This window comes from Spirosoma luteolum (assembly GCF_054778875.1).
Map to the genome: position 1 here is coordinate 128,450 of NZ_BAAGZE010000005.1, position 18,981 is coordinate 147,430.

The window sequence follows — 18,981 nt, forward strand, 5'->3', positions numbered from 1 at the left end:
GCGCAGGGGGCGACTTTAAATACTCCTACAAAACTAACGTAATTCTTAGCTGTTTGGGTTGCATTCTTGAAATAATACCGTCACTTAATTTACGGTTGTGGCATACTGCAGCAGATTGGCGCCCATGCGCAGCGCCTGCTGCCGCACGGGTTCGGGGTCGTTGTACACGCTCTGATCTTCCCAGCCGTTGCCCAGATCGCACTCATAGCTGTAGAAACAAACCAGTCGGCCCTGGTAGATCAGGCCGAAGCCCTGCGGAGCCTTGCCATCGTGTTCGTGCACTTTGGGCAGGCCCGTCGCGAATTTGAAGCGCTGCTGGTAGATGGGGTGGTTAAAGGGCAGCTCCACGAAATTCAGTTCGGGAAATACTTTCTTCATCTCGCGCCGGATAAACTTGTCCATCCCGTAGTTATCGTCGACGTGCAGAAAGCCGCCCGACATCAGATACCGACGCATGTTCTGCACGTCGGCCTCGGTAAATGTTACGTTGCCGTGGCCGGTCATGTGCACAAACGGATAGCCAAACAGGTCGGGGCTGCCGGGCTCCACAATGTCTTCTTCGGGGAAGATGTTCATGCGGAGGTTGGCGTTGGCAAATTTGATCAGGTTGGGCAACGACGTTTTATTGGCGTACCAGTCGCCCCCGCCACCGTATTTCAGCTTGGCAATCTTATAAGCATATTGCCCCATCGACACAGTCAGAGTCGCCTGGCACAGAAACAGCGTGAGCAGGATTTTTTTCATCCGTTTATAAACGTTAAGAGCTGACAGGCCGTCAGGGCGGCCGTTTCGGTACGAAGCCGGGTATGCCCCAGCGTTACCTGTTGAAAGCCAGCGGCCATCGCCTGCTGCAGTTCAGCCGCACTGAAATCGCCCTCCGGCCCAATCAATACGGCGTAAGAGAGGCCCGGCGTTGCCCGCTGCTGCAAGCCCACGGGGGGCGCATCGTCGGGTAGATGGGCAATGAAGCGTTCCGACGCGTCGATGCCGGCAATCAGGTCACTAAACGAGACGGCTTCGTCGAGCTGCGGCAGGTGATCCTGCAGCGACTGCTTCATGGCCGCCACCGCAATTTTCGTGAGCCGGTCGAGCTTCAGGTGCCGCCGTTCGGAGTGCTGGCCAAAAAAGAAACTGATCCGCTCGATGCCAATCTCCACTGCCTTTTCCACAAACCATTCGATACGATCCGGACTTTTGGTGGGCGCCACGCAGATCCGCACCGAAAACGGACGCGGAGGAGTGGCTTGCACGCCTGAAATCCGGAACGCACACCGACGCGGATCAGTCGACGTTATAACGGCAGCGTAGCGGTTTCCGTGTCCGTCAGTCACGGCAATTGCGTCGCCGGTACCCAGCCGGAGCGTTTTCACGGCATGGCGCGATTCATCCTCAGGCAAGTAAAGGGCAGTAGGTAGCCCAGGCTGGTAAAACAGATGCATAGATAGCAAAGATAACACCCAGCCCCATTTCTAGCGCCGGCGACTGCGGTTGGTCAGTACGACCAGCAGGCCGCCTTTCAGGCTATCGAGCAGCAGGTTGTCGGGTTTGCCGAAAGCCAGATAGATGCCAATGCCGATGCCTACCCACCAGATACCCAGCCCGTAACAGAGGGTAGCGTAGTCGGGCGTGTTGTGCCACACCTGGTAGAGCGCCAGCGCACACACCAGCGATACAAACAGCAACAGCCAGGCCACAATATACCCCAGGAAGGAGGTGTCGGAGGAGAGCGCTACGCCGAATTGCTGGAGTGTAGCCTCACGGGCGAAAAAAGCGCCCCCGGTCAGGGCCAGTTCCAGCAGCAGGGCCAGGCCCAGCAGCCCCAGCAGAAGTGTACGCGCCATACCAATCGGTGGGTTTAGGAGTAATGCAGCAACCTACGCTTTATCCGGTAAAAACCACCTTGGGGTTCACCAAACTTTTCATGGCCTGCTCGAGCCCGCTGAGCGTGAGCGGAAACATGCGGTTGCCCGACCAGTCGCGCACGAGCTGAATACTGGGCGTGTACTGCCAGTAGCCCGCCGTAAACGGATTCAGCCAGACCAGCCGGGGAAAATGCTGCCGGAACCGGTCGAGCCAGACCAGCCCGGCCTCTTCGTTGTAATGCTCAACGCTTCCCTGCGGCATGGTCAGTTCGTAGGGCGACATGCTGGCATCGCCCACAAAAATCACGTTGTAATCGCGGCCGTACTTATGCAGCACCTCGAATGTCGATACCTGCTCGCGCCGACGGCTGTTGTCGCGCCAGAGCCGGTCATACACGCAGTTATGGAAATACAGAAAGTCAAGCTGTTTGAACTGGTAGCGGGCCGCCGAAAATAACTGCGCGCACAGGTCGATGTGATCGTCCATAGACCCCCCCACGTCGAACAGCATCAGCACCTTGACGCGGTTGTGGCGGGGCGGGCGCATCCGGATATCGAGCAGGCCGGCGTTGCGGGTTGTCTGTTCGATGGTACTGGCCAGATCGAGTTCGGTAGCGGGGCCTTCACGGGTCAGCATCCGGAGCCGGCGCAGGGCCATCTTCAGGTTGCGGGTGTTCAGTTCCAGCGTGTCGTCATAATTGCGGTAGGCCCGGCTCTCCCAGAGCTTACCCTCCTGCTGCCGCCCCCCCGTCGAATCGACCGGCTCAGCGGTGTCGCCCCGCATCGCATCCAGTAACGACGTACCGGCTCCGGGACGATTGCCTTCTCCAGCCGACTCCGGCCCTGATTCGTCGAGCAACTGCCGAAGATCGGCCCACAGTCGGTCTAGGCCGCCCTGAGCCGCAATGTCGGTCCACTCGGGCGTGCCGGCTTCCTGCTCGAAGGCCGCGCGCAGCCAGTTGGGCGGCAATTCGGGCAGCAGGCTCAGAGGGGTCGTTGGCTGCTCACGCACAAACTGCTCGAACAAACGGTCGAACAGGTCGAGGTGCTGTTCGTGTTTGATCAGAATGGTTTTGCTGAGGGCGTAGAAATCATCGATGCGGCTAACCGTTACCCGGCTGCGCAGCGCAGCCAGCATGGTAAGGTATTCCGGAATGGATACAGGGAGCGCATGCTGCCGGAGCAGCAGGAAAAAAGAAAGAAACATTACCGGTTCAGGTTAGCCAATGATCAGCCACGGGGTATGGCTGTCAGGGCAAAAACCCGCAAAACACTTGCCAGAATTTGGTCAGTAAGGCCGGTTCCCTTTTTGGCGGAGCGCGGTGATCAGATTCGTATCCTGCTCATTCTTAAGGAGTGCCCCCAGGTAGGGCGGCATTTCGTTCAGCGCTTCCAGATCGGTCAGATCTTCGTCGGTAACGCCCGCAGCCAGCAGCAGTCGCAACCAGTCGATAAACTCGCTGGTCGATGGCTTTTTACGCAGTGCCTTGGCATCGCGGATGCTGTAAAAGACAGCCATCGCCTTCACCATCAGTTCGTGGGGCAAGGCCGGAAAATGCACCATCACAATCTGCTGCATGGTGGCCCGGTCGGGGAAACGAATAAAATGAAAGAAGCACCGGCGCAGAAACGCGTCGGGCAGCTCTTTTTCGTTGTTAGACGTGATGATGACAATGGGCCGGTGCCGCGCCCGAATGGTCTGTTGCAGCTCATAGCAGTAGAACTCCATCCGGTCGAGTTCCTGCAGGAGGTCGTTGGGAAACTCGATATCGGCCTTATCGATTTCATCGATCAGCAACACCGCCGGCTCATCGGCGGCAAAAGCTTCCCATATCTTTCCCTTGCGGAGGTAATGGCTGAGGTCGCTGATACGGCTATTGCCATCGGGGCCGGCCAGCAGCTGGGAGTCGCGCAGCCGGGCCACGGCGTCGAACTCATAGAGGCCCTGCTGGGCCGTCGTCGTCGATTTGATATGCCAGGTGTAGAGGGGCTTCTGAAGGGCCTGGGCAATCTCGTAAGCCAGGAGCGTTTTGCCGGTGCCGGGCTCGCCTTTGATCAGGAGTGGTTTTTCTAATTCGATCGCTGCGTTTACCGCAATGCTCAATTCGTGTGTGGCAACGTACGTATCAGTCCCCGAAAACGTCGGCATGGCGGTTAAACGCTTATAGTTTGTAGTTTTTGAGATAGCCCCGAAAACTACAAACTATAAACCAAAAACAATAAACTGCACAGGCTATTCGTCGTCCTCTTCGCTCGTAAACGAATACAACGTGTTGTCGAGCGACAGTGAATTGGCTTTGAACTGCCGGATAAAGTTCTCGATAACCTCGTCGGTTATTTCTTCGGCGTTCAGGCAGGCGTCGAGCGCAATACCATAATCCGACTCGGTATCGATTTCGATGTGCTCCTGTACCTTGATGGTTTCCGATTCTTCGATTTCCTCGATGATCTCGGTCAGCGCCGTTTCGGCTTCTTCTTCACGCTCGGCCGAGATGGTATAACCAGCCTCGCGCTCTTCGGGTGGCGTGTAGTCGGGATAGGTTTTCTGCACCTGCTCAACCGCCATCTCGTATACCAGGCTGCTGTGGTGCAACCGAAGCGTGTAGACCAGCGCGTCGTAAATCACTTCCTCACCCATGTAGGCGCCCGGAAACTGAATATGAACGCATTCGCCCGTTTCGAGCACGTCCAGATCATCGTCTTCTACATAGATAAACGACTTGCCGGCTGCGCGACACTCTTCTTTCAGGGCGTTGATTTCCTCGGGGTCGAACCCTTCGTTTTTGTAGTTTGCCATAGCGCAAAAGTAATGAAAAGGGTGGTCTCCACGAATGAATCCGAAAAAGTCGCCCGGCATTCGCTACAGCGGGCAGCCGAAGCTACCGACCCGCCAGCCACTGCCAGACTACGGCTTCGGCCAGGTCGACCGCATCCTGCGCCGGGGTCAGGTCGACGGCATCGGCCCGATCGTTGGGCCGGTGGATGCGCGGCATTCGCCCGGCGGGATCGAGCGCGCACAGCGCCAGTATCGGAATACCCGCCCGCACAAACCACACACTGTCGAAGTCGGCGGTATGCCAGCGGCCCACCTGCGCCCGGCTTTTGAAAGCCGCCGTATCGACCAGGGCGCGGGCCAGCCGGGTTGGTTCGTTATTGTACCGGATCACCTCCACGGTACCGGTCTGCTCCACGACGGTCAGCTTGCCGGCACCCAGCGTATCGAAATTGATCGCCATCGTCTGGCCAGCGGGCCACGTCGCTTTGTGGGCCTTTACGTAGTGCTGAGCACCAATCATGCCGGCTTCTTCGGCACTGGTCAGGGCCACCTCCACTGTCACGCCCGACAGCGCCCGCAGCCGCTCGGCCGTTGCCAGGGCGGCTGCCACCCCCGTCGCATTGTCGCTCGCGCCGTTGGTGTAGCCGTGCTGCCAGTACCCGGCCGTTCCCAGCATGGCCTGCCCCAGAAAATAGGCGATGAGGCCGTAGCGCACCCACGGCAGCCACGGCAGCCCTGCCCCCATGATGGCTTCGACCGTGACCGCTATACCCGCCAGTAGCATGAGCGACAGCGACAGAATCAGCGAGGCCCGGAACGAAGTCTGTTGCCTGGGCCCGTACAGCAGCGACACGGGGGCCGTATCGTAGTGCGCCATCAGCACGATGTGCGGAGCCGGCGCATCGCCCGTGGCTGCCCACCGGCCAATCACGTTGTGCCCCGTGCTGAGGGGCGGAAAGGTCGTAACCGGTGAACTGCGCCAGTTGAAATAAAGCCATGCCAGCACCACATAAATCCAGACGAACAGGGCCACCCAGAGCGACGGCCTGGAAAACGACAGCCCAAATACGATACCACCCAGCAGCCAGTACACCAGCGACACGTAGGTTTTGGGCGTCCGGAAAGGCTCGATCCGCACATCGGCTCCCATCTCGGTCAGGTAGGTCTCGAGCAGGCGCGCGGCTTCGGCTTCGTTGGGCGTAGCCGCTCCCCGGTGCGGCAGGCGGCTTAATTCGGCAACAATGGTTCTGAGCATGGCAATGCGTACGGAAAAGAGGGAGGGGCTGCCGATGGGTGCAGCCCACCGCTACACGCCCTCGACAGCCCCCGTCTGGCCAGGGTATCTTCTACTTCACGAACAGCAACTCCCGGTATTTCACCAGCGGCCAGTCTTCGTCGTCGACGATCTGCTCCAGCTTGTCGACCTCGTAGCGGATGGGGTCGAAATGGTCTTTCACGTCGGTGGCGTAGAGCCGGGCGCGCTCCACGGTGTCGCCCACGTTGTTGGCCCGTTTGCGGGCTTCTACCATCGACTCCACATTGCGTTTGATGGCCGTTACGCGCGCCGAAATATCGCGCAGCAGGTCTTTGATAGGCTGTGCTTCCTCCGTCATGCCCAGTTCAACCAGGTTACGGGCAGTTTCGGCCAGTTTATTCTGGTACTTGAACGCCGTCGAAACTACGTGATTCATGGCCAGATCACCCATTACCCGCGACTCGATCTGCACGTTTTTAACGTACTTCTCCAGCTCGATTTCGTAGCGCGACTCCACTTCGGCGTGGTTCATGACCCCCGTGCGTTCGAAAAGTGACAGCGACTCGGGCGATACAAATACGCTCAGCGCTTCGGGCGACGACTTGATGTTCGACAGCCCCCGCTCGGCCGCTTCGGCTACCCATTCCTCCGAATAGCCATTGCCTTCGAACAGAATCCGTTTGCTGTTGGCATAATACTCTTTCAGAATATCGACAATGGCCAGCTCTTTCTTTTCGCCCCGGGCCAGCCGCCCGTCGAGGTCCGACTTGAATTTGTTGAGCTGATCGGCCACGATGGCGTTGAGCACGGTCATGGTCGAGGCCGAGTTGGCTGAGCTGCCCACCGCCCTGAACTCGAACTTATTGCCGGTGAAGGCAAACGGTGAAGTGCGGTTGCGGTCAGTATTGTCGCGCATCAGACTCGGTATCCGATTCAGGCCCAGCTTATAATACACGTTGTCGCCTTTATTGACCGTGACTTCCGACTTGGTTTCGAGGTCGTTGAGTGCCTGCGTCAGCGACTCACCCAGAAACACCGACACGATAGCCGGTGGCGCTTCGTTGGCCCCCAGCCGGTGCTCGTTGCCCGCCGACGCGATGCTGGCCCGCAGCAGATCGGCGTTGTCGTGCACGGCTTTTACCACGTTGACCAGGAAAGTCAGAAACCGCAGGCTTTCTTTCGGCCTGGTACTGGGCGCCAGCAGGTTGACACCCGTATTGGTACCCAGCGACCAGTTATTGTGTTTACCGCTGCCGTTGATGCCCGCAAAGGGCTTCTCATGAAACAGCACTTTCAGGTTATGCTTCTCGGCAATGCGCTGCATCAGATCCATGAGCAGGGCATTGTGATCGACGGCCAGGTTGACCTCCTCAAAGGTGGGGGCCACTTCGAACTGGCCCGGTGCCACTTCGTTATGGCGCGTCCGGACGGGCATGCCGAGCTTCATCGACTCAAACTCGAAGTCGACCATAAACGCATTGATGCGGGGGGGGATGGAGCCAAAGTAATGATCGTCGAGTTGCTGACCGCGGGCGGGCTGGTGGCCAAACACCGTGCGCCCGGTCAGTACCAGATCGGGCCGGGCATAAAACAACGCCCGGTCGACCACGAAATACTCCTGTTCCGGGCCGAGGGTGGGCGTTACTTTGGCGATATTCCGGTCGAAATACTGGCAAACGGCCGTGGCGGCTTTGTCGATGGCGTTGAGCGCCTTGAGGAGGGGGGTTTTATAGTCGAGGGCTTCGCCGGTATAGGCAATGAAGACCGACGGAATGCAGAGCGTTTTGCCCCCGGCTCCGTTTTCCATCAGAAACGCCGGCGACGAAGGGTCCCAGCCGGTATAGCCGCGGGCTTCGAAGGTATTGCGCAGGCCCCCGTTCGGAAACGATGACGCATCGGGCTCCTGCTGCACCAGTGCCCCGCCCTTAAACTTCTCGATGGCTTTACCGTCGACGGTGATGTCGAAAAAAGCGTCGTGCTTCTCGGCCGTCTCGCCCGTCAGCGGCTGAAACCAGTGGGTATAGTGGGTAGCGCCCCGCGCCGTGGCCCAGGCCTTCATGGCGCCGGCTACCTCGTCGGCGATGGCCCGGTCTATCTGTCCGTTGGTCTGGATGGCTTCGGTTACTTTCAGGTACGCTTCGGGCGAGAGCAGGCTGCGCATCACCTCGTTGTTGAAGGTGTTGCTGCCGAAAAAATCAGCGACCCGCTCGGCGGGAGCTGCTACGGCCATGGCCTGCCGGTTCTGGGCTATTTCGAGGGCTTTAAAGCGAAAATTTGACATAGGTCCGGCACACGGGGTGGTTAAGGAAACATTCTTGTTTCCAAACATACACGGCGTCCGGCCCCTATGCAACGACGCCCAAAAAAAAGCCCGGCTCCTTACGGAACCGGGCTTTGAAAAGTGTGTTGGCTGATCAGCTTAGGCCGTCTGCAGCACGTCAACGGTAATGCGCTTTACAATACGTCATATTTGCGTTAATTTGGCGAATAGATTAGCCAAATTAACGCAAATGCGATGATAGTCTTTCCACGCTTACTCACTGATACCATTCGGCAGCGCCTTCTGAAGTGATCGAAAATTATTATTCTCTATGGTCCCCGGCAGGTCGGCAAAACAACGCTTATCCGGTCACTGCTGCGCGATTTACCGTATAAGTCATTGCTGATCAACGCCGATGAACTGGTTTGTCAAACCATATTGGCGAGTCGGGATCTGACGCAGATGAAGCTGCTGACCGAAGGTTACGACCTGCTGTTTATCGATGAGGCTCAACGAATTGCCGACATCGGTATCAACCTGAAGATACTGCATGATGGATTGCCCAACCTGAAAATTATTGCAACCGGTTCCTCGTCATTCGAACTGGCCAACCGGACCCGAGAGCCATTGACTGGGCGAACCTGGACGTATGAGTTGTGGCCGGTTGCCGTATGCGAGCTACGGCAGCAGCACAATGCCTTCGAACTGCAACAACGCCTGCCCGAACTCCTTCGGTTTGGGTCTTATCCCGATACCCTGCAACTCCCCAACGTAGCCGACAAGCGACACTATCTGCACGAGCTGGCGTCGGCTTACCTCTATAAAGACATTCTGGAAATGGGCTCGATCCGTTATGCAGATAAGTTGCGCCGACTATTGCAACTACTGGCGTTTCAGATAGGGAGTGAAGTATCGACCAACGAATTGGGTAACGCACTGGGAATGAGCAAAGATACAGTCAACACCTACATTGATCTTCTGGAAAAAGCGTTCGTCGTATTTCGTCTGTCGGGCTTCAGCCGAAACCTGCGCAAAGAAGTGACCAAGATGGATAAGATTTACTTTGTCGACCTGGGTATCCGCAATATGTTGATCGATAATTTTCAGCCACTCGATCTGCGCAATGACGTAGGCGCCCTCTGGGAGAACTTTCTGGTGGCCGAACGGCACAAACGAAACGCCTACACAGGTCACTTGGCCACGAGTTATTTCTGGCGAACGTACACCGGTGCCGAACTGGATTATGTCGAAGATGCGCATGGGCAGTTGAGTGGCTTCGAGTTTAAATTCGGCAATAAGCAGGCAGGCCCACCCGCTTCCTGGCAGACGAACTACCCGGAAGCCAGCTTCAACCTAATTAATCAGACAAATTTTCAGTCATTTGTGGTTTAGACAGACGCGTATACAACGCCAAAGCCCGGCTCCTTGCGGAACCGGGCTTTGAAAAGTGTGTTGGCTGATCAGCTTAGGCCGTCTGCAGCACGTCGGCCGACTTAACGGTCTTGATGATCACCGCGGCTACTTTGTATGGATCGGCAGCCGAGTTGGGCCGGCGATCTTCGAGCCAGCCTTTCCAGCCGCGCTCTACCGTAGCGATGGGGATACGGATCGACGCACCGCGGTCCGATACACCATACGAGAACTGATCGATCGACTGCGTTTCGTGCTTGCCGGTCAGACGCATGTGGTTGTCGGCGCCGTATACGTCGATGTGCTCCTTGATCACCTCGGGCGTACGACCGAACGCCTGGCAGATCGTGTCGTAGGTGGCTTTGTTGCCAGCCGTACGGAGTGCCGTGTTCGAGAAGTTGGCGTGCATACCCGAGCCGTTCCAGTCGGTGTCGCCCAGGGGCTTGCAATGCCAGTTGATCGAAACATTATATTTTTCGCCGATGCGCTCCAGGAGGTAGCGGGCCACCCAGATTTCGTCGCCGGCAGCCTGCGCGCCTTTGGCAAAGATCTGGAACTCCCACTGACCCGTCGCTACTTCGGCATTGATGCCTTCTACGTTCAGACCTGCTTCGAGGCAGGCATCAAGGTGCTCTTCAACAATGTACCGGCCGTAGGCGTTCTGAGCGCCAACCGAGCAGTAGTACGGGCCCTGCCCCCGGGTTGGGAACCCTTCGGCGGGAAAGCCCAGCGGCTTGTTGATCGACATATCCCACAGGAAGTACTCCTGCTCGAAGCCAAACCAGAAATCATTGTCGTCATCCTGAATGGTAGCCCGGCCGTTCGTCTCGTGGGGGGTGCCATCGGCGTTCAGCACTTCGCACATGACGAGGTAACCATTCTTACGCTGTGGATCAGGGCAGATGAAAACCGGCTTCAGCAGACAGTCGGACGAGCCGCCCGGTGCCTGTTCGGTCGACGAGCCGTCGAACGACCACATGGGGCAATCTTCGAGTTTACCGGAGAAATCACCTTCGATTTTCGTCTTCGAACGCAGGCTTTGGGTTGGCTTGTAACCGTCCAGCCAAATGTATTCTAACTTCGACTTTACCATGAGTACAGGTGGATTTAATCAGATTTGGGCTTCGTTGCAATACGTTCGGCAAATATACACGCCAATCACAAAATTAATAAAGGGCGATTTTGAAAAAGACCCTATTTAATACTGATTTTGTAGAAAAATTATACTTTTAATTCGTAATATGCACAAAAAGACCGTATTTACTACTAAATTCTCATAACATTCACTCAACACGGCAGTTACCCAATTGGCGCCGTTTCTCGGCCCGCACGGCCTTATTTTCAAACTGTTGACTGCATTGACGGTACTTTTCTAACCACTTAGGCCGTCGCTTCCAGCTGGTTACCGCCGATCTGGAGATTTGTGGGTGATACGACCAGGCCGACTTTCTGTTCTGCCACCTGCCCGGAACCCACCCCGGCTATTTTTTGTACTTTTGCTGGATAGATAACCGATCGTGAAAAAAGTAGCTTTCTATACGCTTGGCTGCAAGCTTAACTTCTCCGAAACATCGACCCTGGCCCGCCTGATGGAGCAGGAAGGATACCAGCGGGTGGAGTTCAATCAGCAGCCCGACATTTTTATTATCAATACGTGCTCCGTTACCGACCACGCCGACCGCAAGTGCCGGAAAATCGTGCGGGAAGCACAAAAGATAAACCCCGATGGCTACGTGGCTATTGTGGGTTGCTACGCTCAGCTGAAGCCGAAAGAAATTTCGGAAATCCCGGGTGTCGATGCCGTGCTGGGCGCTGCCGAAAAGTTCCGGCTCCACGAACTGATGCCAACCTTCACGAAAGTTGGCGCGGGCCAGCCCGGTCAGGTGTTTAACTCCCCCATCGAGCACGCCATCGACTATCACGCCAGTTATTCGCTCAACGACCGCACCCGTACTTTCCTAAAGGTGCAGGATGGCTGCGACTACCCCTGCGCCTACTGCACCATTCCGCTGGCCCGGGGCAAAAGCCGCTCCGATACGGTTGCCAACGTGGTAAAAGCCGCCGGGGAAATTGCCGGCCGCGACCGGGCCACGGGCACCGTCCGGGAGATTGTGCTGACGGGGGTTAACATCGGCGATTTTGGACTGATCGACGGGGAGCGGCAGGCCACCTTCCTCGATCTGATCAACGCGCTCGATGCGGTCGAGGGTATCGACCGGTTCCGGATTTCGAGCATCGAGCCCAACCTCCTCACCGACGAGATCATCCAGTTTGTGGCCGGCTCGAAACGGTTTGTTCCCCACTTTCATATTCCCTTGCAGTCGGGCTCCAATACCGTACTGGGTCTGATGCGCCGGCGCTACAAACGCGAGCTTTACGCCGACCGCGTGGCCCGCATCAAAGCCCTGATGCCCGATGCCTGCATTGGCGTCGATGTGATTGTGGGGCACCCCGGCGAAACCGAAGCCGCTTTCCGCGAGACGTACGAATTTCTGACCGAACTGCCCATTTCGTACCTCCACGTCTTTACCTACTCGGAGCGCCCCAACACCACCGCGCTGGGTATCAAGCCCGTGGTGCCGGGCCATGTGCGGGCCGAGCGGTCTAAAATGCTGCACATCCTGTCGGATAAAAAACGGCGGGCGTTCTACGAATCGCAACTGGGCAAAACGGCCACCGTGCTGTTTGAGGAAGACATTGCCGATGGGCAGATGCAGGGCTTTACTGAGAACTACGTGCGCGTAGTGGCCACCTACGACCCGCTGCTGATTAACGAACTCAAAACCGTACAACTCGTTGACATTACGCCCGAGGGGCCCGTTTCCGTCGCAGAGGTCGATTCACTAGTGCTGACGCACTAGGCCCCGCCCCTACTGCCCGACTCAGGCGGGTTCGGGCTGTAGCGGTTGGGCAGCGGCACCGACCCGGACATACTCCTGCGGGTCGATCCGACGGGTTTCGCGCCGGAAGCGGACGGTCAGGCCCGGATACAGCGTGGTGTTGCGCCCCCGAGCGTTCTGATACCAGCTCTGGCAACCCGATGTCCAGACGGTTTTTTCCAGCGCTTTGTGCAGGTCGGCGTTGTAGGCCTGCTGAACGGCCGGCTTCAGATCCAGGTAGGCCGGGGCGGGTGCCTGCTGCAGCAAGTTCAGGTATCCGTTGATGTAGTTCATCTGCGACTCCATCATGTGTACGACCGACGTGTGGCCCAGCCCTGTATTGGGGCCCAGCACCAGACACAGGTTTGGAAAACCGGCCACTGTTGTGCCACGGTAAGCCTCGGCCCCCGTCTCGCGCCACTCGTCGACCAGACTCTGGCCTTCATGCCCGATAATGCGGGTGTAAAAATCGATATCGGCCGCCACGAAGCCGGTGCTCAGAATCAGCACGTCGGTGGGGTGTTCCTGCCCATCGGCCGTAACGATTCCGGTTGGCGTGATGCGCGTGATCGACCCGGTTTCGAGGTGCACGTTGGGCCGGTTAAACGTGGGCAGGTACTCGTCGGAAACCAGAATCCGTTTGCAGCCCAGCTTGTAATCAGGCGTCAGTTTTCGGCGTGTTTCGGGGTCGTGCACTTCCTGATCGAGTTTCTGCAACGCCTGCCGGGTGGCCAGCCGGTGAATGGTATCGTTGCCCAGAAACGACAGCCCGATCAGTTCACGCAGCCAGTAGATTCCTTCCCGCCACAACCGCTGCGCCAGCGGCACGCGCCGGAAAAGCTGCCGCTCGAGGCTGGTGATGGCCCGGCTGTTGCGGGGCGTCACCCAGGCCGCCGAGCGCTGATAAACCGTCAGCTGGCCCACTACGGATGCGATGCTCGGAACGATCTGAATGGCACTGGCGCCCGTGCCGACTACGGCTACCCGCTTGCCGCTCAGATCGTAAGTCGTATCCCAGCGCGACGAGTGAAACACCTTGCCGGCAAACGAATCGAGGCCCGGAAAGGTCGGGATATTGGGTCGGTTGAGTGGCCCCATGGCCAGCAGCAGCAGCCGTACCGTGGTTTGTCGGCCGTTGCGGTCGGTTACGCGCCAGCAACCGGCCGCCGGCAGAAAAACGGCCTCAACGATATCGCTGTTGTAACGAATGTGTTCGGCCAGGCCGCGCTGCTGCACCAGCTTTTCCAGATACGCCAGAATCTCGGGCTGCCGGGCATACGAGTGGTTCCAGTTGGGGTTGGGTACGGCCGCTACCGAGTACAGGTGCGACGGCACATCGCAGGCGCAGCCGGGGTACACGTTTTCGCGCCAGGTACCGCCCACGCCGGCCGCCCGTTCGAACAGTATAAACGAGCGCTGCCCGGCCTCCTGCAGGTGAACAGCGGCTACCAGCCCGCCGAAACCGGCGCCCACAATCCCTACTTCCGCATCTACGGTCATAACTGCTGTGTTGATCTGAATGAACAGGGGAATGTAGCAAAAAAAACACCCCGTTGCGCTGCCGGCTTTCCTACCGGTCAGGATCGGTATTTGCGACTGATCAGTTCGGCGACCAGGCCCGTCCAGCCGGTCTGGTGACTGGCGCCCACACCCCGGCCCGTGTCGCCGTCGAAGTACTCGTAGAACAGCACATAGTCGCGAAAATGCGGGTCCTGAAACTTGGGATGGGTATGCAGCACCGGCCGGTTGCCGGCTGCATCGGCGGTGAAGAGACTGATGAGCCGCTCCGTCAGCTCGCGGGCAATGGTGCGCAGGGTCTGCTGCTGCCCCGACCCAACGGGGTATTCTACCGTAAAATCATCGCCGAAATACTGGTAGAATTTCTCCAGGCTCAGCACCATCAGGTAGTTAGTCGGCATCCAGACCGGGCCACGCCAGTTACTGTTGCCGCCAAACAGCGCACTGTCGCTTTCGGCCGGGGTGTAGCGCAGTTCGAAGGTCGTGTTTTCGAGTGTGAAGGTGTAGGGCGTATCGCGGTACACTTTCGACACGGCCCGCACGCCATGAGGACTCAGAAACTCGGTTTCGTCGAGCATCCGGCAGAGCAGCGATTTAAGCCGAAAGCCCCGCAGCAGACTCAGCAGGCGCGTTTCGTCGGCCCCTTTTTCGCTGTAGCGCGACACCTGGTTATACAGGTCCGGGCGGTGCGACCGGAACCACTCCATCCGCTCCAGAAAGGCCGGTTCGGCCCGGAGCAGGTCGTTTTCGAGCACTTCTACGGCAAAAATCGGAATCAGGCCGACCAGTGTCCGGACCCGCATTTTCTCGACACTCCCGTCCGACAGCCGGAGCTGATCGTAGAAGAACCCTTCGGCTTCGTCCCACAGCCCAATGTTGTCGTGCCCGATGCGCGTCATGGCATCGGCGATGTACAGGAAATGATCGAAGAACTTGGTCGCCAGCTCGCCATACACCGCATCGTGGCGGTTGAGTTCGAGGGCAATCCGCATCATATTCAACGCATACATGGCCATCCAGCTGGTGCCGTCGGCCTGTTCGAGGTGGCTGCCGTTGGGCAGTACGGCGTTGCGATCGAACACCCCAATGTTGTCGAGCCCCAGAAAGCCGCCTTCAAAGATGTTGTTGCCGGTATCGTCCTTGCGGTTTACCCACCACGTGAAGTTGAGCAGCAGCTTATGAAAGATGGCCCGCAGAAACGCCAGATCGGCGGGTTTGCCCACGCTTTCGGCCCGGGCCTTGTCAGTCAGGTAAACCTGCCAGGCCGCCCAGGCCTGCACGGGCGGATTCACATCCGAGAAATTCCACTCGTAGGCAGGCAACTGCCCATTGGGGTGCATGTACCACTCATTGGTCAGGAGCATCAGCTGCTGCTTGGCCAGACCGGGGTCGACCATCGCCAGCGTAACGCAGTGAAACGACCAGTCCCAGGCAGCATACCAGGGGTACTCCCACTTGTCTGGCATCGAGATAACCCCCGCGTTGATGAGCTGTGGCCAGGTGTGGTTGCGCCCCCGGGCTCGCTCGGGGGGCGGAGGTGGCTGATTGGGGTCGCCGGCCAGCCAGCGCGACACATCGTAGTAATAATACTGCTTGCTCCAGAGCATGCCCGCCAGCGCCTGCCGCTGCACCCGTTTTTCATCGTCGGTAGCCAGCGCCGGCTGAATGGTGGCGTAAAACAGGTCGGCCTCGGCCTGCCGCTCCGCTCGGATCGTGTCGAAGTCGGCGAACGGATCGGCTGGCGCCAGCCCCGCCGACAGTCGCAGGCGGATGGTGGCTTGCCCGCCCGCGTCGATCGTGAGCATATAGTGGGCAGCCGCCCGGGTGCCGCGCTGGGCCGGGTTCACGGTGGGGCGTCCGGCCACCACGTAGTCGTTGATACCATCCTTGGGGTAGCGTGCCCCCAGGTGCGTATCGTAGAGCCGGGCCAGATTGGTTTCGTTATCGCAGAACAGCCAGGCCGGATTTCCCTCGGCCCGGATCGAATAGGTTCCCAGCTGAGTATGCTGAATCAGCACCGATCCATCGGCCTGGTGCGCCAGCGCGGGCTCTGTACTCGGTACCCCGTCGGAGTCGTCGCCCCAGCGCCACGTATTCCGAAACCAGACTGTAGGCAGCAGCTGGAGCGTAGCCGCTTCGGGACCCCGGTTATGGGCCGTAATGGTCATCAGGATATCCTGCGGCCCGGCTTTGGCGTAGTCGATAAACACGTCGAAGTATCGATCGTCGTCGAACAAACCCGTATCGAGGAGTTCAAACTCCGGGTCCTGCCGGGTCCGGCGCCGGTTTTCGTCGAGCAGCCGTTCGTACGGATAACGACCCTGGGGGTATTTATAGAGCATTCGTTGCCAGGCGTGGCTTGGCACGTTATCGAGGTAGTAATACAGCTCCTTAACATCCTCGCCGTGGTTACCCTCGCCGTTGGACAAACCGAAATAACGCTCTTTCAGGATGGGATCGTTGCCGTTCCAGAGCGCCAGACTCAGGCACAACTGCTGTTTATCGTCGCAGAAGCCACCGATTCCTTCTTCGCCCCAGCGGTAGGTGTAGCTGCGAGCCATGTCGTGGGTGGTGTAGTGCCAGGCATCGCCGTTGGCACTGTAGTCTTCCCGCACGGTGCCCCACTGCCGGTCGGCGACAAACGGCCCCCACTGGCGCCAGGCCGGGTCTTCCAGTCGTTGTTGTTCTACGGTCATTGCTTAATCGAAACGCAGGTTTTAGAAGCGGGTAGCCCCCACCTGGCTACCCGACTACGGTGACATGGCCGGCGGACCTGGCTCAGCCGCCCGTTGCAAACCCTTCGAAAACGGTCATGCCGCCGTCGATGAACAGGCTGGCCCCGGTAATGTAATCAGACAGGTCGGAGGCCAGAAAAACGGCGAGGTTGCCGATATCGGCGGGCTGCCCGATCCGGTTGTACGGAATCAGGGTCATCAGACTGTTCAGCGCCTGTGGCGTTTCCCAGGCCCCCCGGTTGATGGGCGTCTGAATGGCCCCGGGACAGATGCTGTTGACCCGAATTTTGCGATCACCATACTCCTGCGCCAGCGATTGCATCAGCATTTTGATTGCCCCCTTCGACGACGCGTAGTTGACGTGGCCGGCCCAGGGAATCAGCTCGTGTACCGAACTCATGCAGATAATTTTGCCCGTTGCTGCCGACACCTCAGGACGCGGGCCCCGGCGCAGAAACTCACGGATAGCCGACCGGGCGCACAGAAACTGCCCCGTCAGGTTGACGTTGATAACCGTGTTCCACTGTTCGAGGGTCATCTCGTCGAATTTGGCGTCGCGCTGCAAACCGGCGTTGTTGACCAGAATATCGACGGTTCCGTAGGCATCGACGATCTGCGCGAACATACTGACCACGTCATCTTCCTGGCTGACATCAGCCTGCACAACCATGCCTTTGCCACCGGCCGCCGTGATGTCGGCCAGTACAGCGTCGGCCGCAGCCTGCGTAGCGGCAACGGGGTGGTTGATGATCACCGTGGCTCCGGCTTCGGCCATCGATTTGGCTACGCCGGCCCCAATGCCACTGCTGGATCCGGTAATGAGGGCAATCTGCCCGTCGAGTACGTTCGTCATGTGTTGCAAATGGTTTATTATTCCTAAAGCCATTTCCGGGCGCTTTGTTCAGGCGGGCCGACCGCTGAACGGCCGGCCCGCAAACAGCCGGTAACCGGTTTTAACCAATGCTTAATTCCGTTATTTACTAAGTGGCAGGTTACGCTATCGGGCAGGAGTTTATTTTTCTGATTAATTCCTTAGTTATGAAAACGCTGCTGATTGGTCTGCTGGCCTGCCCCCTGTTCTGCCTTGCGCAATCCGAATCCCTCATTCCGGGGCTCCGCCTGCCCCCACCCGCCAGCGACACGTTGAAGCCGATCGCGTTCCGGGAGATACCGTACACCTACACAACCAGTTCGACTACTACGGATCGAGGGCGTAGCCATACCTACTACACAACTCATGAAGGTATCCGCCGAATCTACAGCTACGACGGGATCGATGTCGACAACCCCCAGCAGGCGTTGTGGCGTTACATGCTGGCCCTCAATGATCCAGACGTAAACCAGCAACACAGGCAGTTTAACGCCATTGTGGCACAACGGCAAAGCCGGGCTACCATAGGGGCTGTGCTGTTTATACCGGGGCTACTGATGTTTATCGCTGGTGCTGTGCAGGCCGGTGACTACAAAAAAGCAGTGGAACGACAACGATCTTCGACCACCCCGACCTATACGCTCCCAACCGTTCCTACCCCAGCGCCGGCCACCGGTCCTACTCTGTTCAACTGCGGCAGCTGGATTGGATACAACGGCTCCTGGACCTGCTACAGTGGCCCGTATAGCGGACAGACCGTTCATACCGATCCATTCGCCCCCACTACCACCACCCAGCCGGCCACACCCGCCACCCCGGTACCCGTTAGTCAGTCCGCCACAATTACCCAGTCTAACGGCGTGGCACTGGGCGTCACTGGTTGCGTGGCCATGCTGACCGGATTACTGGTTGGCATGAGTGGGCCGGGAAACCAGGATGGAACGTTTCTGCGGGCTGTTCAATATTACAACCGCGCTCTGAAGCGGACCGTATCGTGGGAGATGGCCCCCTACTCTAGCTATAGCCATGCAGGCCTATCGGTAATCGGCCGGTTTTGATCTCGCCTATACGGCTGTCAGACTCATTCGATGCGCTATCCTGACAGCCGTACAGCCGGGCTAGTAACTGCCTGTTAATATAACTTTTTCGGGCAAATTGGACTTTACCGTGGTTAACTAGGCGTACCATTTGGTTCCGTCCTAAAAGTTAAGAATATTAGAAAAATACAATACATGCGCTATTCTAAGGGACTTATTGACTTTTTTTAATAAATGCCCTATTTTCTCAATATCGAATAGTACGAAAGAATGAATATTTCCTAAAAGCCTGACTTACAGCACCAAGGCTATTGCATTGATCCTCGGCTACCGCACACCTTTGTCACGGTAAAACAAAATTCTCAGACCAATGAAAAC

Annotated in this window: 15 protein-coding genes; 3 read left to right on the forward strand and 12 right to left on the reverse strand. The window is 57.9% G+C overall.

Annotation, left to right across the window (positions count from 1 at the left end; all coding sequences use genetic code 11):
• Positions 1-84: 84 nt before the first annotated feature.
• The 8 genes from ACYVAC_RS08235 to ACYVAC_RS08270 all read right to left on the reverse strand — a co-directional run bounded on the left by ACYVAC_RS08235 (position 85) and on the right by ACYVAC_RS08270 (position 8,174).
• Positions 85-744 carry a DUF4159 domain-containing protein gene (locus ACYVAC_RS08235; RefSeq protein ID WP_461097134.1) on the reverse strand — a complete coding sequence of 220 codons (660 nt, stop codon included), beginning with the start codon at positions 742-744 and terminating at the stop codon, positions 85-87.
• On the reverse strand, positions 741-1,439 hold the full coding sequence (locus tag ACYVAC_RS08240; protein ID WP_461097135.1) for an RsmE family RNA methyltransferase: 699 nt from the start codon (positions 1,437-1,439) through the stop codon (positions 741-743). Before ACYVAC_RS08240 ends, ACYVAC_RS08235 begins: the two co-directional genes overlap by 4 nt.
• Before the next feature lie 30 nt (positions 1,440-1,469).
• Positions 1,470-1,841 (reverse strand): hypothetical protein, encoded by a 372-nt coding sequence (locus tag ACYVAC_RS08245; RefSeq protein ID WP_461097136.1) that lies wholly within the window; start codon positions 1,839-1,841, stop codon positions 1,470-1,472.
• Between the two features lie 40 nt (positions 1,842-1,881).
• Positions 1,882-3,069, reverse strand: a complete 1,188-nt coding sequence (locus tag ACYVAC_RS08250; protein ID WP_461097137.1) for a vWA domain-containing protein — start codon at positions 3,067-3,069, stop codon at positions 1,882-1,884.
• 81 nt (positions 3,070-3,150) lie between these two features.
• Positions 3,151-4,011 carry an AAA family ATPase gene (locus tag ACYVAC_RS08255; protein WP_461097138.1) on the reverse strand — a complete coding sequence of 287 codons (861 nt, stop codon included), beginning with the start codon at positions 4,009-4,011 and terminating at the stop codon, positions 3,151-3,153.
• Positions 4,012-4,095: 84 nt separating this feature from the next.
• Positions 4,096-4,659: a hypothetical protein gene (locus ACYVAC_RS08260; protein WP_461097139.1), complete on the reverse strand. Its 564-nt coding sequence runs from the start codon at positions 4,657-4,659 to the stop codon at positions 4,096-4,098.
• 82 nt (positions 4,660-4,741) lie between these two features.
• Positions 4,742-5,893, reverse strand: a complete 1,152-nt coding sequence (locus tag ACYVAC_RS08265; protein ID WP_461097140.1) for a M28 family metallopeptidase — start codon at positions 5,891-5,893, stop codon at positions 4,742-4,744.
• Between the two features lie 91 nt (positions 5,894-5,984).
• Positions 5,985-8,174, reverse strand: a complete 2,190-nt coding sequence (locus ACYVAC_RS08270; RefSeq protein WP_461097141.1) for a glutamine synthetase III family protein — start codon at positions 8,172-8,174, stop codon at positions 5,985-5,987.
• 300 nt (positions 8,175-8,474) lie between these two features.
• Here ACYVAC_RS08270 and ACYVAC_RS08275 point away from each other — a divergent pair, with 300 nt between their 5' ends.
• On the forward strand, positions 8,475-9,545 hold the full coding sequence (locus ACYVAC_RS08275) for an ATP-binding protein (RefSeq protein ID WP_461097600.1): 1,071 nt from the start codon (positions 8,475-8,477) through the stop codon (positions 9,543-9,545).
• A gap of 73 nt (positions 9,546-9,618) precedes the next feature.
• Here ACYVAC_RS08275 and ACYVAC_RS08280 read toward each other — a convergent pair whose 3' ends face one another.
• Entirely contained in the window at positions 9,619-10,656 is a 1,038-nt protein-coding gene (locus tag ACYVAC_RS08280) for a glutamine synthetase beta-grasp domain-containing protein (RefSeq protein ID WP_461097142.1), read from the reverse strand.
• Positions 10,657-11,080: 424 nt separating this feature from the next.
• On the opposite strand from ACYVAC_RS08280, the gene mtaB reads away from it, so the two are divergent.
• Positions 11,081-12,424, forward strand: coding sequence for a tRNA (N(6)-L-threonylcarbamoyladenosine(37)-C(2))-methylthiotransferase MtaB (gene mtaB / locus ACYVAC_RS08285; protein ID WP_461097143.1), 1,344 nt, complete (start codon positions 11,081-11,083; stop codon positions 12,422-12,424).
• A 21-nt stretch (positions 12,425-12,445) separates the two neighbouring features.
• Here the strand turns inward: mtaB and ACYVAC_RS08290 are convergent, their stop codons facing one another.
• The 3 genes from ACYVAC_RS08290 to ACYVAC_RS08300 form a co-directional block, all read right to left on the reverse strand.
• Positions 12,446-13,942, reverse strand: coding sequence for a flavin-containing monooxygenase (locus ACYVAC_RS08290; protein WP_461097144.1), 1,497 nt, complete (start codon positions 13,940-13,942; stop codon positions 12,446-12,448).
• 77 nt (positions 13,943-14,019) lie between these two features.
• Positions 14,020-16,656, reverse strand: a complete 2,637-nt coding sequence (locus ACYVAC_RS08295; RefSeq protein ID WP_461097145.1) for an MGH1-like glycoside hydrolase domain-containing protein — start codon at positions 16,654-16,656, stop codon at positions 14,020-14,022.
• Between the two features lie 82 nt (positions 16,657-16,738).
• Positions 16,739-17,548, reverse strand: coding sequence for a glucose 1-dehydrogenase (locus tag ACYVAC_RS08300; protein ID WP_461097146.1), 810 nt, complete (start codon positions 17,546-17,548; stop codon positions 16,739-16,741).
• Between the two features lie 185 nt (positions 17,549-17,733).
• Here ACYVAC_RS08300 and ACYVAC_RS08305 point away from each other — a divergent pair, with 185 nt between their 5' ends.
• Complete coding sequence (locus tag ACYVAC_RS08305) at positions 17,734-18,624, forward strand: hypothetical protein (protein ID WP_461097147.1); 891 nt, start codon at positions 17,734-17,736, stop codon at positions 18,622-18,624.
• The last annotated feature ends 357 nt before the right edge of the window (positions 18,625-18,981 follow it).

Bases quoted from the DNA above. Each gene is read 5' to 3' on its own strand.
- ACYVAC_RS08305 (WP_461097147.1), top strand. From the start codon at position 17,734: ATGAAAACGCTGCTGATTGGTCTGCTGGCCTGCCCCCTGTTCTGCCTT.
- ACYVAC_RS08280 (WP_461097142.1), bottom strand. From the start codon at position 10,656: ATGGTAAAGTCGAAGTTAGAATACATTTGGCTGGACGGTTACAAGCCA.
- ACYVAC_RS08235 (WP_461097134.1), bottom strand. From the start codon at position 744: ATGAAAAAAATCCTGCTCACGCTGTTTCTGTGCCAGGCGACTCTGACT.
- ACYVAC_RS08255 (WP_461097138.1), bottom strand. From the start codon at position 4,011: ATGCCGACGTTTTCGGGGACTGATACGTACGTTGCCACACACGAATTG.
- ACYVAC_RS08260 (WP_461097139.1), bottom strand. From the start codon at position 4,659: ATGGCAAACTACAAAAACGAAGGGTTCGACCCCGAGGAAATCAACGCC.
- ACYVAC_RS08245 (WP_461097136.1), bottom strand. From the start codon at position 1,841: ATGGCGCGTACACTTCTGCTGGGGCTGCTGGGCCTGGCCCTGCTGCTG.
- ACYVAC_RS08250 (WP_461097137.1), bottom strand. From the start codon at position 3,069: ATGTTTCTTTCTTTTTTCCTGCTGCTCCGGCAGCATGCGCTCCCTGTA.
- ACYVAC_RS08300 (WP_461097146.1), bottom strand. From the start codon at position 17,548: ATGACGAACGTACTCGACGGGCAGATTGCCCTCATTACCGGATCCAGC.
- ACYVAC_RS08240 (WP_461097135.1), bottom strand. From the start codon at position 1,439: ATGCATCTGTTTTACCAGCCTGGGCTACCTACTGCCCTTTACTTGCCT.
- ACYVAC_RS08265 (WP_461097140.1), bottom strand. From the start codon at position 5,893: ATGCTCAGAACCATTGTTGCCGAATTAAGCCGCCTGCCGCACCGGGGA.
- ACYVAC_RS08290 (WP_461097144.1), bottom strand. From the start codon at position 13,942: ATGACCGTAGATGCGGAAGTAGGGATTGTGGGCGCCGGTTTCGGCGGG.
- ACYVAC_RS08270 (WP_461097141.1), bottom strand. From the start codon at position 8,174: ATGTCAAATTTTCGCTTTAAAGCCCTCGAAATAGCCCAGAACCGGCAG.
- ACYVAC_RS08295 (WP_461097145.1), bottom strand. From the start codon at position 16,656: ATGACCGTAGAACAACAACGACTGGAAGACCCGGCCTGGCGCCAGTGG.